Annotated in this window: 12 protein-coding genes; 8 read left to right on the top strand and 4 right to left on the bottom strand. The window is 69.2% G+C overall.

Going from position 1 to position 15515, the window contains the following annotated elements:
* The first annotated feature begins 59 nt into the window (after nucleotides 1–59).
* The 4 genes from RS84_RS06515 to RS84_RS06500 are packed head-to-tail and all read left to right on the top strand — an operon-like array spanning nucleotide 60 to nucleotide 4186.
* Nucleotides 60–1874 carry an ABC transporter ATP-binding protein gene (locus RS84_RS06515; protein ID WP_045256939.1) on the top strand — a complete coding sequence of 605 codons (1815 nt, stop codon included), beginning with the start codon at nucleotides 60–62 and terminating at the stop codon, nucleotides 1872–1874.
* Nucleotides 1871–2674, top strand: coding sequence for an energy-coupling factor transporter transmembrane component T (locus RS84_RS06510; RefSeq protein WP_045256938.1), 804 nt, complete (start codon nucleotides 1871–1873; stop codon nucleotides 2672–2674). Before RS84_RS06515 ends, RS84_RS06510 begins: the two co-directional genes overlap by 4 nt.
* 10 nt (nucleotides 2675–2684) lie before the next feature.
* On the top strand, nucleotides 2685–3560 hold the full coding sequence (locus RS84_RS06505) for a siderophore-interacting protein (protein ID WP_045256937.1): 876 nt from the start codon (nucleotides 2685–2687) through the stop codon (nucleotides 3558–3560).
* Nucleotides 3557–4186 (top strand): ECF transporter S component, encoded by a 630-nt coding sequence (locus tag RS84_RS06500; RefSeq protein ID WP_235281403.1) that lies wholly within the window; start codon nucleotides 3557–3559, stop codon nucleotides 4184–4186. Before RS84_RS06505 ends, RS84_RS06500 begins: the two co-directional genes overlap by 4 nt.
* Nucleotides 4187–4407: 221 nt before the next feature.
* On the opposite strand, the gene RS84_RS06495 is transcribed toward RS84_RS06500, so the two are convergent.
* Nucleotides 4408–5571 carry an acyl-CoA dehydrogenase family protein gene (locus tag RS84_RS06495; RefSeq protein ID WP_045256936.1) on the bottom strand — a complete coding sequence of 388 codons (1164 nt, stop codon included), beginning with the start codon at nucleotides 5569–5571 and terminating at the stop codon, nucleotides 4408–4410.
* Nucleotides 5572–5692: 121 nt separating this feature from the next.
* Entirely contained in the window at nucleotides 5693–6622 is a 930-nt protein-coding gene (locus tag RS84_RS06490) for a M15 family metallopeptidase (protein ID WP_045256935.1), read from the bottom strand.
* Between the two features lie 68 nt (nucleotides 6623–6690).
* Between RS84_RS06490 and RS84_RS06485 the strand changes: the two genes are divergently transcribed.
* From RS84_RS06485 to RS84_RS06480, 3 genes are read left to right on the top strand one after another with little or no spacing between them, the layout of a single operon-like run.
* The gene (locus RS84_RS06485) at nucleotides 6691–7749 is read left to right on the top strand and encodes an Rv2578c family radical SAM protein (RefSeq protein WP_045256934.1); all 1059 of its coding nucleotides are present in this window, start codon (nucleotides 6691–6693) and stop codon (nucleotides 7747–7749) included.
* Nucleotides 7750–7778: 29 nt separating this feature from the next.
* Entirely contained in the window at nucleotides 7779–7955 is a 177-nt protein-coding gene (locus RS84_RS19285) for a hypothetical protein (protein WP_160298162.1), read from the top strand.
* Nucleotides 7956–7982: 27 nt separating this feature from the next.
* Nucleotides 7983–8522 carry a YaeQ family protein gene (locus RS84_RS06480; RefSeq protein WP_045256933.1) on the top strand — a complete coding sequence of 180 codons (540 nt, stop codon included), beginning with the start codon at nucleotides 7983–7985 and terminating at the stop codon, nucleotides 8520–8522.
* Between the two features lie 209 nt (nucleotides 8523–8731).
* Here the strand turns inward: RS84_RS06480 and RS84_RS06475 are convergent, their stop codons facing one another.
* Nucleotides 8732–11017, bottom strand: a complete 2286-nt coding sequence (locus RS84_RS06475; protein ID WP_045256932.1) for a DEAD/DEAH box helicase — start codon at nucleotides 11015–11017, stop codon at nucleotides 8732–8734.
* A 280-nt stretch (nucleotides 11018–11297) separates the two neighbouring features.
* On the opposite strand from RS84_RS06475, the gene RS84_RS06470 reads away from it, so the two are divergent.
* Nucleotides 11298–12194, top strand: a complete 897-nt coding sequence (locus RS84_RS06470) for an aldose 1-epimerase family protein (protein ID WP_045256931.1) — start codon at nucleotides 11298–11300, stop codon at nucleotides 12192–12194.
* Nucleotides 12195–12317: 123 nt separating this feature from the next.
* Here RS84_RS06470 and RS84_RS06465 read toward each other — a convergent pair whose 3' ends face one another.
* Entirely contained in the window at nucleotides 12318–15515 is a 3198-nt protein-coding gene (locus RS84_RS06465; protein WP_045256930.1) for an efflux RND transporter permease subunit, read from the bottom strand.

The following is a 15515-nucleotide window of genomic DNA, read 5'->3' as shown; positions in this document are numbered from 1 at the left end:
GGGTCGCCGAGCCTGTGGCTTGTGCTGAGCGAGCGCCCGCGAGTCGAAGTGAGGCTGCCGTGCGCACATCCGTGCCCCTGCTGAGCGTGCGTGATCTGTCCATCACCCACGCCGATGCGGTGGACCCCTCGCCCGCGCACCTCTCCTTCGACATCCATGCCGGAGAGGTCGTGCTGCTGCTCGGGCCGTCGGGTTCGGGCAAGTCGACGCTCACGCTCGCGACAAACGGACTCATCCCCCATGCGGTTCCCGCAACGCTCACCGGCACGGTCGAGGTCGGCGTTCTCGACGCCGCGACCACGCCGACGCCCGCTCTCAGCACGCAGATCGCGATGGTCTTCCAGGACCCGGATGCGCAGATCGTCACCGGCACCGTGTACGACGAGGTCGCGTTCGGCCCCGAGAACCTGCTGCTGCCCCTGGCCGAGGTCGAGCGCCGCACGGAAGACGCCCTGCACCGCATCGGACTGTGGGAGCGGCGCTCCGACAACCCCGACGTGCTCTCCGGCGGAGGACGCCAGCGGCTCGCGATCGCCTGCGCTCTCGCGATGGGCTCTCCTCTCATCGTGCTCGACGAGCCGACCGCGAATCTCGACCCGCAGGGCATCGACGATGTGTACGACGCGCTCGCCGACGTGGTCTCGGCCGGTGACCGCGCGATCCTGCTCGTCGAGCACAACCTCGATGCCGCCATGGGGTTCGCGACCAGGGTGATCGTGCTCGACCGTGCGGGTCGCCTGGCGTTCGACGGGCCCGCCGCCTCGGTGCTCAGAGACAACGTCGACGAGCTGGTCGCCATGGGCGTGTGGCTTCCGGCCGCCACGCTCGAGGCGCTGCGGATGCGGGATGCCGGAGTGGTCCTCGACCCGCTGCCGCTCACCGCCGCCGAGCTGGGGGCGGCGCTCGCTTCCGCCCCTTCCACAGCCCCGGACGCAGACGTTTCGTCTCGCTACGCTCGCTCAACGACCAGTGGAACTGCACCGGCGTGTGAGCGAGGGAGCGCAGCGACCGAGCTGACACAACCGCTCGTTGAGCGAGGGAGCGCAGCGACCGAGACGAAACGCGTCTTCGCTCGCTCGACGACCATGAGTCCGGTCATCCGCGCACGAGGCCTCACGGTGCGCAAGGGGCGACGCGAGATCCTGCACGGACTCGACCTCGATGTCGCGGCCGGCAGCCTGACCGCGATCGTCGGCACCAACGGCGCGGGCAAGACGACGCTGATCCAGGCGCTCGCCGGCGTCGTGCCTCCGCCGAAGGGGCAGGTCGACATCGCCGGGCTCGATCCGGCCAGGGCGTCGCCGCGCGAGCTCGCGGCGCGCATCGGCTTCGTGTTCCAGAACCCCGAGCACCAGTTCATCGCCCATACCGTGTTCGACGAGCTCGCGCACGGCGCCCTTCGACAGGCTCAGGGGCCCAGGCTCGATGCTCAGGGGCCCAGGCTCGACGCTCGGGGGCCCCGGCTCGAGGAGGACGTCCGCGAGATGCTCGCCCGCTTCGGACTCGAAGACAAGGCCGACCGGCATCCGTTCCTCCTCTCCGGCGGGGAGAAGCGCCGTCTGTCGGTCGGCACCGCGCTGATCACGCGACCGCAGGTGCTCGCCCTCGATGAGCCGACGTTCGGACAGGACCGCGCCAGGGCCGCCGAGCTCCTCGGCCTTCTCGACGACCTGCGCAGAGACGGCACGACGATCGTGATCGTCACTCACGACCTGCAGCTCGTCGCCGAGCATGCGACCCACACCGTGATCCTCGCCGACGGCCGCGTGCACGACGCAGGCCCCACAGACGAGCTGTTCCGTCGCGAGCGGACGTTCACCGAAGCCGGTCTGCGCCTTCCGGCGCTGCAGCGTATGCAGGCGGAGCTCTCGTGACCGTCTTCGACCCGTACGCGCGGTTCGCCGCGGCCTCGCCCTGGCAGTTCCTCTATGCCCTGAACCCGATCTCGAAGATCGCCGCAGTCGCGCCGGCCATGATCCTGCTGGTGTTCGCGCGCGATCTCGCCACTCCCGCCGCGTTCCTGGTGCTCGCCTACGCCGTGTTGCTTCTCGGAGCGCGCCTCACCGGCCGCCTCGCCGCAATCCTGTTCGCGGCTCTTCCGGCCGGCATGCTCCTGATCGGCCTCGGATTCTCGGTCTGGGTCGATTCGCAGCACGTGCACGACAGCATCCCGCTTCTCCGGATCGGAGGCTGGACGCTCTACTCCGGCGCTCTCGCGATCGGCTTCGCGACCGCGCTGCGACTGGGCTCGATCGTCGCGCTCGCACTGATCGGCGGGCTCACGACGACCGGCCCCGACCTGGTACGGGCCAGCGTGCAGCAGCTGCGGGTGCCGTACCGGATCGGCTACACGGCTCTCGCCGCCTTCCGGTTCGTGCCGCGCTTCGGGCACGAGCTCTCCGTGATCCGCGCCGCCCACCGCGTGCGCGGGCACCACGGCGGACGCGGCCCCCTCGCCCGGATCGCGCGCGGCTGGGGCTACATCGTGCCTCTGCTCGCCGGGGCGATCCGGCACGCAGAACGGGTGGCCCTGGCGATGGACTCACGAGCCTTCGGCGCCCATCCCACCCGCACCGAACGGCATCTGGTGCCGTTCCGCACGCGCGACGTCGTGTTCATCGTCGTGGTGCTCGCAGCATCCGCAACGATCTTCCTCCTCTCCTGGAACCTCTGAAAGGCGCCCGATGGCATTCAGCAAAATGGTCAAACCCGAATCAGCCGAGCTGATCCACCTCACCGTGCTGCGCACCGAGCGGCTCTCGGCGCACTGGCTGCGCGTCACACTCGGCGGCGGCGAGATCGAGAGGTTCCGCCCCATGGGCTTCGACCAGTGGTTCCGCCTGTTCCTGCCGATCGGCGGCGACGCCGGGCTCGAGCGTGTTCCCGCCAAGGCGAACAGCATGTTCGGATACCTGAAGTTCCTGCGCATTCCCGACGGCGAGCGTCCTGTCATGCGCAACTACACCGTGCGCGCATATCGTGCGGCGACGGCGGATGCCGGGGCCGAGATCGACGTCGACTTCGTGCTGCACGGCTCGGCAGCCGAGGGCACGGCGGGCCCCGCGTCTCGGTGGGCCGAGACCTGCACGCCCGGCGAGCACGTGCTGATCATCGACGAAGGACTCACGTTCAACCCGCAGCGCGGCACCGACCGCGTCGTGCTGGTCGGCGACGAGACCGCGCTCCCCGCCATCGCGGGCATCTGCGCCTCGCTTCCGCCCGCAGCGGTGGGCACCGCGATCATCGAGGCGCCCTCCGACGACGACGCGCTGACGTTCCCGCATCCTGACGGCGTCGAGGTCACGTGGATCACACGCCCGCACGGCACAGCCCCCGGAGTGCTCGCCCTCGCAGCCCTGGCGAACACGGCGCTGCCCGATGGGCCGTTCCACGCATACGCCGCCGGCGAGCAGTCGCTCGCCTCGGGCGTGCGCAAGCACCTCGTCGGCGAGCGCGGAGTCGACAAGCACACCGTCAGCTTCTGCGGATACTGGAAGATCGGCGCCGCCTCCCCCGCGTCGAAGGCCGCACGCGAGGCCGCAGCGGAGCCCCTCGCATGAGCGGGACGGATGCTGTCGCCGGCGACGCCGAGACCCAGGCGCAGAACGAACCACGCATGAGCGCGCTTCCCGCGAGCGCGGGGCGCTTCCGCTTCCCGACGGCGATCCTCCTCACGTGCGCCGCGCTCGGGGTGGCGGGAGGGCTGCTGCTCGCCCCGGCGAACTGGCTGTCGACTCTCCTGTTCCCCGTCCTGCCGATCGTGAGCGTCGCGATGGCCGGGCTGTGGCTGCTGCCCTCCGTGAGCGCGCTGCGCCTGCTGCGGCGCCCACTGGTCGGGATGCTGGTCGGCCTGCTCGCGGGCCTCGTGATCGTGCCGTTCTCCGGTTACGGATTCAGCAGCGTTCTCACCAACCTGTGGTGGGCGGCGTTCGCCGAGCTGCCGTTCCTCTTCGTGATGTGGCGCTACTGGGGCACCTGGATGCACTACATCGGCGCGCTGATCGTCAGCGTCGTGTATCCCGTGATGGCATGGGCGTCGTTCGATCTCGGCATGTTCGGCCTCTGGTATCAGGTCGTCTTCTTCGCGGTCACGCTCACGAGCTGCGTCGGAGCGACGGCCCTCGGCATCCTGATCGCCGACCGCCTGCGCAGGGCCGGCGTCGGCGGGCGGCGTTCGCACCCGTAGCCGGCCGTCACACCGCCGCCGGCCTCCCCGGCCCCTCCCTCGGTGTGAGAAAAGTCGGAGGATCTCGTCGACACGCCGCGCCGCGGCATCCGCTTCCGGCGTGTCGCGCAGGATCTCCGATTTTTCGCACGCCGGCGCGAACGCGACCGCGTGAACGCGCGCCGGCGCGAACGCCGAAGGGGCCCCGGATCCGGCATCCGAGGCCCCTTCGGCGACTGCTGTCAGCGCTTGCCCACGATCTGGCGGCCGACCAGGTCGCGCATGATCTCGTTCGTGCCGCCGTAGATTCGGTGCACGCGGGCATCCGTGAACGCACGGGCGATCGGGTACTCCATGATGTAGCCGTAGCCGCCGTGCAGCTGCACGCCCATGTCGAGCACCTCCCACTCGCGCTCGGTCGCCCAGAACTTGACCTTCGCGGCGTCTTCGGCCGAGAGTCTGCCGTCCTTGTACGCGAGCAGCGCGCGATCGATGTACGCCCACATCGCCTCGGTCGTGGCCGACATGTCGGCGAGGCGGAAGCGCGTGTTCTGGAAGTCCGCGATGCGCTCGCCGAAGGCCTCGCGGTCCTTCGTGTAGGCGACGGTCCAGTCGAGGGCTGCCTGCGCGGCGGCCGCCGCGGCGACGCCGATCGACAGGCGCTCGAGAGGCAGGTTCAGCATCAGCTGGATGAAGCCCTGGCCCTCCTTGCCGCTGATGAGGTTCTCCTCGGGGACGAACACGTCGGTGAAGCTCAGCTCGGCCGTGTCCCAGCCATGGAAGCCCATCTTGCGGAGCTTCTTGCCCTGGTCGAAGCCCTCCATGCCCTTCTCGACGAGCAGCAGGCTGAACGCGTCCGGACGGTTGCCCTCGCCGGTCTTGACGAAGGTGACGACGACATCGGCCGTCGTGCCGGAGGAGATGAAGGTCTTCGCGCCGTTGAGGATGTATCCGCCGTCGACCTTCTTGGCGTTGGTCTTGATGCCGCGCAGATCGGAGCCGGCGCCCGGGTCGGTCATCGCGAGAGCGCCGAGGACCTCGCCTGTGGCCATACGGGGCAGCCACTTCTCCTTCTGCTCCTGCGTGCCCATGTGCACGAGGTACGGCACAGCGAGGTCGTCCTGGATGCCGAAGGCCCCGGCGAGCGATCCGGCGCCGGCGGCGATGACCTCTTCCATCACGATGGTGCGGAAGCGGTAGTCCTGCAGCATCCCTGCACCGCCGAACTCCTCGGGCACCGAGAGGCCGATCAGTCCTGCCTCGCCTGCAGCCAGCATGGTGTCGCGGTCGATCTCACCCGCGGCATCCCACTTCTCCATCGCCTCGTTCGTGACGTGGCGCTTCACGAAGTCCTTGACGAGGTCGCGGAACGCCTCGTGGTCCTCTTCGTAGATGTCGCGTTCCATGGGGGTCCTCCGATGAGTCTCGTGCGTCCTTGCTCCCGAGATTCTATGTCGGACTGGGAACTGATTCCACATTTCGTGAGACTCAGTACCGCGAGAGGCGGATGCCGCGGCCCGCTGTTGTTCACTGCAGATAATCGGGGGCGGCCGGCAGGCCGAAGAACTCCTCGAGGGTGTGGAATCCGCCCGCGTGATAGGCCTCCGCGAGCTCGACTCCGATGTAGCGGACGTGCCAGGGCTCGGGCATGTATCCGCTGATCGGGGTCGAGCCGTCTTCGTAGCGGACGATGAAGCCGTACTCCCACGAGTGCTCGGCGACCCAGGCCCCCTGCGGTGTCGCGCCGAACGCCTCGATGCCCCCGCAGGGGGCGCACGCGACGAGGTCGAGGGCGAGACCCGTCTGATGCTCGCTGTGTCCGGCCCGGGCGGATGCGGCATCCGCATGGTCCTGGCCCTCCGCCCGCACGTGCGAGGCGTAGGTGCGCACCTGCAGGTCGTACGAGCGATAGCCATTGTTCGCTCCGATCTGCCCCACTCCGTCGGCTGCGGCCGCCGCCGCGAGTTCGCCGATCGCGGCCGCGACGTCGGATCGCGCCTGGCCGGATCCGGTCGTGATCTGCAACGGCGCCGCGGTGAGCGGCTGCGGCGTGAAGTCGATCGGGTCGAGCGGGCGAGCCTTGTTGACGACGACCCAGACGTGCGTGGGGTCGTTCAAGGCGATGCAGGGCGCGTTGCCGGCGACGACAGCCTCGCGGAACTTCTCTCCCCCGCCGAACGCGGCGATCGTCGCGGCGTCGTCGGCGTTAGCGAGGGCGGCCTGCACGTCCGGCTCCGAGCACGGATCGGCTGCGGCGGTCGCGTCGAGCTCGACGCCCGGCACCTCCTGCACGACACTGGGCTCGGGCATCTCCTGCTCACCGGACACGCCACTCGCGGGCGCCGTGGCGATCGCGATGAGAATCCCGATCGCCGTGACCGCGAGGCCGATCGGCAGTGCGGGTCCGTGGATCGGCGAGCGCGGCGGCGCGTGCTGGGGCTGCCGCGGAAGATGCATGGACCCATTGTGTCGTATCCGCCTGATCGCCATCTTGACTCGGATTCGTTTTTATGTTCGAATGAAGCATGCGGTGGCAGGGTCAGAAACTCGGAGATACGGATGCGGCGGCGCTACCCGGTCTCGAAGATCGAACGAGTATCCTGCGCACCGTGACCACTCCCGAGTTCGCCGGGATGACTTTCCACGAGGTGCTCTCGAAGTCGGCGCTGAACAAGGTTCCGGGCGCGTCGCGGATGCCGTTCTCGTGGACCATCAATCCCTATCGCGGATGCAGTCACGCGTGTAGTTACTGTTTCGCCCGCGGGACGCACGAGTACCTCGACCTCGACGGCGGAGCCGACTTCGACTCGCAGATCGTCGTCAAGGTCAACGTCGTCGAGACGCTCGAGCGCGAGCTGCGCCGAGGCAGCTGGAACCACGAGCTGGTCGCCCTCGGCACGAACACCGATCCGTATCAGCGCGCCGAAGGGCGCTACAGGCTCATGCCCGGCATCATCGAAGCGCTCGCGGCATCCGGCACGCCCATGTCGATCCTCACCAAGGGCACGCTGATCCGTCGCGACATCCCGCAGCTGGTGAAGGCCTCCCAGCGCGTGCACGTCGACATCCAGATGTCGATCGCGATGTACGACGACGAGCTGCAGAAGGCGATCGAGCCGGGGGCTCCGACCACCCAGGCGCGGCTCGACACGGTGCGGGCGCTGACGGATGCCGGGTTCCGGGTGACCGTCTTCCTGATGCCGATCATGCCCCACATGACCGACTCGGTCGACGCGATCGACACGGCGCTTGCGCGCATCAAGGCGGCGGGTGCGGTGCGCGTGATCTATGGCGCTCTTCATCTGCGGCCCGGCGTGAAGCCGTGGTTCATGCAGTGGCTCGGAGAGTTCCGCCCCGATCTGCTGTCGTCCTATCGCGGTCTGTACCCGGGAATGTCGGCCGAAGCACCCAAGCCCTACCGTCAGTGGCTGTCGAAACGCGTGCGGCCGCTGATCCGCATGCACCGGCTCGACGGACACGACGAGGTCGAGGTCGAACCCGCGAGCGGCAGAGGGTGCGGGCGGATGCCGGTGCGCGCAGCCCCCGTGGCGGCAGCCGTCCCCGCGCAGCCCATGCTGTTCTGAACAGGATGCCCGCCACTAGGCTCAAGCGCATGTACGGGGCATTCGTCGTCATCATGCTGCTCGGAGGACTCGGCGCCGTCGTCTTCGGCGCCGCGATGCCCGCGACGATCGGCGTCGCGGTCGTGGCGCTCGGCGCCGCCGCCCTCTGCGCGGGACTCGTGCACATCGGCATGCGCCTGTGGGATCAGGAGTCGGCGAAGAAGTAGTCTCCGCGCGCCGTAGGCTTGGGCCCTATGGCCATCGGATCGACTATGTACACGTTCGACGTGCAGCTCGCCGACACCGATCGCGGGGTGTACGAGGACTACGCGCTGCGGGTGGCGCAGCATCCGTCCGAGACCGACGCCTACATGCTCACGCGTCTGCTCGCCTACGGCCTCGAATACGCCGAGGGGATCGCTTTCGGCGGCACCGTCTCATCGACCGAGGAACCGGCCGTGCTCGTGCGCGATCTCACCGGCCTCATCACCGCGTGGATCGAGGTCGGCGCCCCCGACGCCGAGCGCCTGCACTACGGCAGCAGGATCGCCGAGCGGACCGTCGTCTACACGCATCGGGACCCCGCGAAGGTCATGGCCCCCTGGGCCGACAAGCGCATCCATCGCTCGTCGGAGATCCGGGTCTACAGCTTCGACCCGGGGTTCATCGACTCGGCCGCCGCGCTGCTCGATCGCCGCAACACCATCACGATGACCGTCACCGAGGGAACGCTCTACCTGGACCTCAACGGCACGAGCCTGACGACGGCAGTGCACGAGCACGAACTCGCCTGACCCGCCCCCGCGTCGCGCACGGCGCACGCATCGTGCGCGTCGAGTTCACGTTCGCTCGCCGAATGCACGACCTGCTGGCGTCAATGTGCCGTGCACTCGCCGAGGGCACATGACGTCGACGGCAGGCATCCGCCCCGCTGACGCGCGGGCGCACGTGAAGTCGGCGAAGGCCCCGCCCCGCTGATGCGGTGACGGGGCCTTCGACACGATCAGGCAGTGAGGTCTGCCGCGGTCGGAACGCGACCGGCGATCTCCTCGATCAGGTCGTCGTCGAGACGTGCGTTCTCGAACGGCGCGTCGATCTCGGCGCGCTGCAGCAGCTCGGTCATCCGACGCTGACGCTGACGCGTGATCAGAGTGACGACGCGGCCCGAGCGGCCGGCGCGGCCGGTACGGCCCGAGCGGTGCAGGTACGTCTTGTACTCATCGGGCGCGTCGGCCTGGACGACCAGGTCGATGTCGTCGACGTGGATGCCGCGCGCGGCGACATCCGTCGCGACGAGCACGTTCACGCGACCCGAGGTCAGACGCTCGAGGTTGCGCGTGCGCTTGGCCTGGTTGAGGTCACCGTGCAGCGACACCGCGGGGATGCCGGCGTCGTCGAACTGCTCGGCGAGCATGTCGGCGTAAGCGCGGGTGCGGGCGAACACGAGCGTCTTGCCCTCGCGGTCGACGAGCGACGTGAGGATGTCGGCCTTGTCGCGGTGCTCGATCACGAGCACGCGGTGCTCGATCGTGCTCGAGTCCTGGTCCTCGCCGGCGACCTCGTAGACGGCCGGATCGACGAGGAACTCGTCGACGAGCGCCGCGACCTCCCGGTCGAGCGTGGCCGAGAAGAGCAGCTTCTGACTGCCGTCGGCAGTGTGGCGGAGGATCCGCTGCACGGGCTCGACGAAGCCGAGCTCGCACATGTGGTCCGCCTCGTCGAGCACCGCGATGCGGCAGTCGGAGAGGTCGAGCTTGCCCTGATTGATGAGGTCCTCGACGCGACCGGGCGTGCCGATCACGATGTCGACGCCCTTCTTGAGCGCACCCACCTGGCGGCCCTGCGGCACTCCGCCGTAGATCTGCGTGGTGAACAGGCCGACGCTGCGGGCGATCGGCTGGATCGTGCGGTCGATCTGCAGCGCGAGCTCGCGCGTCGGGGCGAGGATGATCGCCCGAGGCGAGCGGCCGAACTCGCGGCGCTTGCCGGCCTGCGACTTCAGCACGTTCTCGACGAGGGGCGCGCCGAAGGCGATGGTCTTGCCCGAGCCGGTGCGGCCACGAGCAAGGACGTCTCGGCCCGAGAGGACGGCCGGGATGCTGGCCGCCTGGATGGCGAACGGGCTCGCCGCTCCCATGTTCGCCAGAGTCTCGACGATGTTCGAGCCGAGTCCGAGATCGGCGAAGCTCACACCGTCGACCTCGACAGCCGCCACCGACTTCGCCTCGAGACGCTCGTGCACGACGTCGTCGGTCGGCTCGAAGGCCGCCTTCGGCTTCGCGTTCCAGTCGTTGCGGCTCGGACGGCTGTCGCCACCCGTGCGGTCGTCACGGCGAGGACGCTCGGTGCGGTATGCGCCGCCAGTCGACGGACGCGAGCGCTCGTCGCGGCCGCCCTCGATCGAGCGCTGAGCCCGGTCGCGGTCGAATGCGCGACGCGCACGGTCGGCGTCGTAGGAACGAGCAGGACGCTCGGCGGAGCTGGCGTCGTTGAAGCGAGCGCGGTCCGAGCCGCGGTCGTCACGGCGGGGACGCTCGTCACGGTCGAAACGGCGACGCTCGGCGCCACGGTCGTTGAACCGGGGACGCTCGGCGCGGTCATCCCGCTGCGGGCGCTCGTCACGGTTGAACCGGGGCCGCTCGGCGCCACGGTCGAAACGGGGACGCTCGTTGCGGGCGCCCGCACGGTCCCCACGGTCTGCGAAACCACGGTCATCCCGCTGCGGGCGCTCGTCACGGTTGAACCGGGGACGCTCGGCGCCGCGGTCATCGCGGTAGGTGCCGGGGCCGGTGGGGCGCTGGCCGTCGCGCTCGAAACGCGGGCGCTCGGCGCCGCGATCATCGCGGCGAGGGCGGTCGTCGAAACGGCGGCCGGCGGTCGGCCGGTCGTTGTAGCGCGGGCGCTCGGAGCGCTCGTCGAAGCGGGGACGCTCGTCGCGGTGGTGCGGCGTCTCGCGACGGCCGGACTCGGCCCGGTTGCGGATGCTGCGGGCCTCATCGCGACCGGCGCGCTCCTGCGCGCTCCAGCGCTGCTTGGGAGCGCCGGTCTCCGCCTCGGCCGGACGGTATCCGCGGTGACCCGCGCTGCGGCTGCCCGGGCGACGGTCATAGCCGCCCGCTGCGGGCGCGCTGCGGCGCTCACCGGCATCCGCACGGAATCCGCCGCGCTCGGGGCGAGCACCCTCGCGAGCACCGGCGTGACGGTCATGGAACGAGGTCTTCTTGGCGCCGTAGCGCGGCTCGAAGTTGGCGGCGGGACGTCCGCCGCGGGGCTTCTTGTTCTTGGGCATGGGTGTGTCCTTCTGAGTTCTCGCACGAGAACAGCGCTGCGCGCACGCGCGAGCACCCTGCGCTGAGCGCGGGTCCGGACTGTCTGCGGCCGGGGCCATTCATGTGATGGTTGATTAACGTCGATCGACGCTCACCATCGGCCCCTGGACTCACACTTCTTGCTCAAAAACGTCCGCGCCATGCGCGGGTGTCCGAAGCCGACCGGAAGAGTCTACATGTCGCACCTGGGAGACTGCCCGGCTGACCGTCCGCAACTCTCCGGAGTCGTACGATGACGGAGTGAACACCGTCTCCCCCACCGGCACGCAGATCCACCTCCAGCGCGGAGACGTCACCGCGCAGATCGCCCAGGTGGGCGGGTCGCTCCGCTCCCTGCGCATCGGCGGCGTCGACCTGGTTCCCCCGTATCCCGAGGACCAGCCCACGCCGTCGTGCTCGGGCGTCGTCCTGGTGCCGTGGCCCAACCGCGTGCGCGACGGGCGCTGGGACGACGAGGGCACCATTCGCCAGCTCTCGATCTCGGAGCCCAAGTACGGCAACGCCAGTCACGGCCTGCTCCGCTTCACCGCATACGAGGTGCAGCAGACGGACGATGCCGTCATCCTGCGCGCCGCCGTCGTGCCGCAGACCGGATATCCGTATCTGCTCGACACGAGCGTCTCCTATGACCTCGACGAGCACGGCGTCGAGGTGACGCACACGATCACGAACCGCTCGGCGACGCCGGCTCCGGTCGCGCTGGGCACCCACCCGTTCGTCATGATCGGCGACGTCGACACGCACGACCTCGTCCTGCGGGTTCCCGCACGCACGCAGTTCGACACCGACGAGCGGATGCTGCCCACCGGCAGCCGTCCGGCCGATACGGCCCTGCGCGACGGCATCCGCTTGGGAGACGTCACCCTCGACACCGGTTTCACAGACCTCGACCGCGATGCCGACGGCCGGGTCCGGCATACGCTGACCGCGCCGGACGGCCGCACCCTCACGCTGTGGCAGGGCGAGGGCTTCGACTATGCGCAGGTGTTCACGACGACGAACTACCCGGGCCAGGCGCTGGCCGTCGCGATCGAGCCGATGACGGCGCCGGCAGACGCGCTGAACAGCGGCCTCGGCATCCGGCGCCTCGCCCCCGGCGAGACCTGGACCCTGCACTGGGGCATCCAGCTCGGCTGAGCCCCGTGCGAGCGCCGCGGGCTCGGCGTTCACAACTCAGGAAGAATCAGCGCCAGGCGTTCGAACCGGACTGTACGGCTCCGAGCGGCGCCGTGATTCCTGAGTTGTGAACCGAGTCGGGGGCTACTCGCCCTTTTCCCGCAGCTGTCGGCGGGTGAGTTGCGGCGCGTGCGGCAGCGTGGAAGCGTCCGCGTCGGCTCTGAGCGTTTCGTCTCGCTGCGCTCGCTCAACGGCCGGCGTGCTGGCTCGTTCAACCACCGGGGTGGTGGCTCGCTCCCGGCGCGCTCGGCGACGCTCCCTGGCACCCTCGACGAGGTTGTACAGCGTCGGCAGCACGATGAGCGTCAGCACGGTCGACGACACCAGTCCGCCGATCACGACGATCGCGAGCGGCTGCGAGATGAAGCCGCCGTGCCCGGTGATGCCGAGGGCCATCGGCGTCAGCGCGAAGATCGTCGCGAGCGCGGTCATGAGGATCGGGCGCAGACGCTTCTCGCCGCCGGCCATCACCGCCTCGGGCGTCGACAGCCCCTTCTCGCGGTACTGGTTCACCAGGTCGACGAGCACGATGGCGTTGGTCACGACGATGCCGATCAGCATCAGCACGCCGATCAGCGAGGCGACGCCGAGCGGAACCCCGGTGATGATCTGCAGCATGATCGCTCCGGTCGCCGCGAACGGCACCGAGACGAGCAGCAGCAGCGGCTGACGCAGCGACTTGAAGGTCGCCACCATCACGACGTAGACGATGAGGATGGCCGCGAGCATCGCAAGTCCGAGCTGCGAGAACGAGTCAGCCTGCTGCGTCGCGACGCCGCCGACCTCGGCGGATGCACCGTCGGGCAGGTCGACCGCGGCGAGCGCTGCCGAGACCGAGGCGGTGGCGACCGCGAGGTTGTCGGATGCCGGCGGCACGGTGACCGTCGCCGTGCGCTTGCCCTTCTCCGTGGTGATGGACGTGGGGCCGTTGCGCTCCTCGACGACCGCGATGTCCTGCAGCTGCACGACGCCGCGAGCGGTCGGGATCGCCAGCTCCTTGAGCGCCTGCGCGGTCGTGGGCGGCGCGGGGGCCGCGATGTAGACGGTCAGTGCGGTGTCGTCGATCTCGACGGAGCCGGCCTGCTGCGGGCGCATCGTGCTCGACACGATCGAGCCGACCGCGACCTCTGAGAGCCCGCGCTCGGCCGCAGCCTGCCGGTCGACGACCACCGCGAGGTACGGCAGCGATGCGGCGAGGTTGTCCGTGACCTGGCCGATGCCGTCGCGCCCGTCGAGCTCGGCGACCACGGCATCCGTCGCCTTCTCGAGGTCGCTCGAGTTCGAGGCGGTCACGGAGATCTCGATGTCGCTCGAGCCGAGCCCGGCGGATGCCGCCACGGCGACGTCGCCGACGTCCTTCAGCCCGTCGATCGCCTTCTGCACCTCGCTGCGCAGCTTCTCCTGGTCGGCGTCGCTGTCGGTGAGCACCGAGAACGTCACTCCGGCGCCACCGGAGAACGCGTCGCGCAGGGCCGACCCGCTCGACCCGATCGAGGCCTGCACGTGCGTGATGCCGTCGATGTCGAGCAGAGCGTCCTCGACCTTCATCGCCGCATCCGACTTCGCTTCGAGGCTCGCGGTCGGGCCGAGGTTCTGCGTGACCGTCATCGTGTTCTGGCCGGAGTCGCTGAGGAAGTTCACCTTCATCAGCGGCGCCGCGGCCAGCGTCGCGCCGAGCACGACGACCGCGAGGATCACCGTGATGCCGGAGTGCTTGAGTGTCCAGCCGAGGATGGGCCGGTATCCGCGCTGCAGCCACGTCGGAGGAGCGTCGGGATGCTCGGGATCGATCCGCGCCCCCTCGGCGTCGAGCAGCGGCTTGCCCGGTCGCAGGAACCAGTAGGCGAGGACGGGAACGATCGTGAGCGCGACGAGCAGCGAGGCGACCATGGCGATCGTCACGGTCATCGCGAACGGCCGGAACAGCTCTCCGACCATGTCGCCGACGAAGACGATCGGCAGGAAGACCGCGACGGTGGTGATGGTCGACGCCGTGACGGCCGCCGCGACCTCGCGCACGGCGAGGCGGATGGCCTCGCCCTTGTCGGCATCCCCCACATAGTGGCGTTTGATGTTCTCGATCACGACGATCGAGTCGTCGACCACGCGCCCGATCGCGATCGTGAGCGCTCCGAGGGTGAGGATGTTGAGCGAGTAGCCGAAGGCCTGCAGGCCGATGAAGGTGATCAGCACGCTGGTCGGGATGGAGATCGCGGTCACCAGTGTGGAGCGGATCGACAGCAGGAAGACGTGGATGACGATCACCGCGAACACGAGGCCGAGAAGACCCTCTGTCGCGAGCGTGTCGATCGACTGCACGATGAACGGCGCCTGGTCGAACACGATCGTGAACTTCGCGTCGGGGAACGCCTCCTTGACGTCGTCGAGGGCGGCGATCACGCCGTGCGACACCTCGACGGTGTTCGCCGCCGGCAGCTTGGTGATCGAGATCGACAGCGCGTCCTTGCCGTCGACGCGCGAGATCGACGTCACCGGGTCCGACTCCTGCACCACTGTCGCGACATCTCCGATCGTCGCATCGGCTCCGACGAGCGGGAGCGCGGCGATCTCGTCGACCGAGGTGATCTTCGCTCCGGTCTGCACCGTGAGCGTCTGACCGTCTTCGGTGATGTCCCCGCCGGGGAACAGCGTGCCGTTCTGCTGCAGAGCCGAGCTGATCGCCTGCGTGCTCTCGCCCGCAGCGGCGAGCTTGGCAACGTCCGGAGTGATCGTGATGCGCTGTCCGACGCCGCCGACGATGTCCGCCGCGTTGACACCCGCGACGTCTTCGAGCTTCGGGATCGCGACGCTCTGCAGCTCGGCCTGCGCGTTCTCGGCATCGTCGAAGCCGGTGACCGCGACCTGGATCACCGGGAAGTCGTCGATCGAGACCGACAGCACCTGAGGCGTCACATCGTCCGGCAGGGTCGAGGAGATGCGGTTGATCGCCTGCTGGATCTTCTGCTCGGCGGTGGCGAGATTCGTGCCGTAGGTGAACGTCGCCTGCACGATCGAGGCGTTCGTCGTGCTGGTGGCAGTCGTGCCCTCGAGCCCGGGAACGCCCTGGATGGCCGATTCGATCGGAGTGGAGACGTCGTTCTCGACCACCTCGGGGGAGGCGCCCGGGTAGGTCGTCATCACCATGAGGTTGGGCAGCTCGAGCGACGGGATGAGCTCCTGCTTGAGGTTCGTCAGCGCGAGGCCGCCGAACACGGCGGCGACGATCGTGATCAGAGCGATCAGCGCGCGGTTCTTCAGGCTGAGGACGGCGAGTTTCGACAA

Source organism: Microbacterium hydrocarbonoxydans, assembly GCF_000956475.1.
Lineage (GTDB): Bacteria > Actinomycetota > Actinomycetes > Actinomycetales > Microbacteriaceae > Microbacterium > Microbacterium hydrocarbonoxydans_A.
Note: the sequence above shows the minus strand (reverse complement) of the source record. Positions and strands in the feature narration are given on the sequence as shown.

Bases quoted from the DNA above. Each gene is read 5' to 3' on its own strand.
- RS84_RS06505 (WP_045256937.1), top strand. From the start codon at position 2,685: ATGGCATTCAGCAAAATGGTCAAACCCGAATCAGCCGAGCTGATCCAC.
- RS84_RS06500 (WP_235281403.1), top strand. From the start codon at position 3,557: ATGAGCGGGACGGATGCTGTCGCCGGCGACGCCGAGACCCAGGCGCAG.
- RS84_RS19285 (WP_160298162.1), top strand. From the start codon at position 7,779: ATGTACGGGGCATTCGTCGTCATCATGCTGCTCGGAGGACTCGGCGCC.
- RS84_RS06495 (WP_045256936.1), bottom strand. From the start codon at position 5,571: ATGGAACGCGACATCTACGAAGAGGACCACGAGGCGTTCCGCGACCTC.
- RS84_RS06490 (WP_045256935.1), bottom strand. From the start codon at position 6,622: ATGCATCTTCCGCGGCAGCCCCAGCACGCGCCGCCGCGCTCGCCGATC.
- RS84_RS06480 (WP_045256933.1), top strand. From the start codon at position 7,983: ATGGCCATCGGATCGACTATGTACACGTTCGACGTGCAGCTCGCCGAC.
- RS84_RS06485 (WP_045256934.1), top strand. From the start codon at position 6,691: ATGCGGTGGCAGGGTCAGAAACTCGGAGATACGGATGCGGCGGCGCTA.
- RS84_RS06475 (WP_045256932.1), bottom strand. From the start codon at position 11,017: ATGCCCAAGAACAAGAAGCCCCGCGGCGGACGTCCCGCCGCCAACTTC.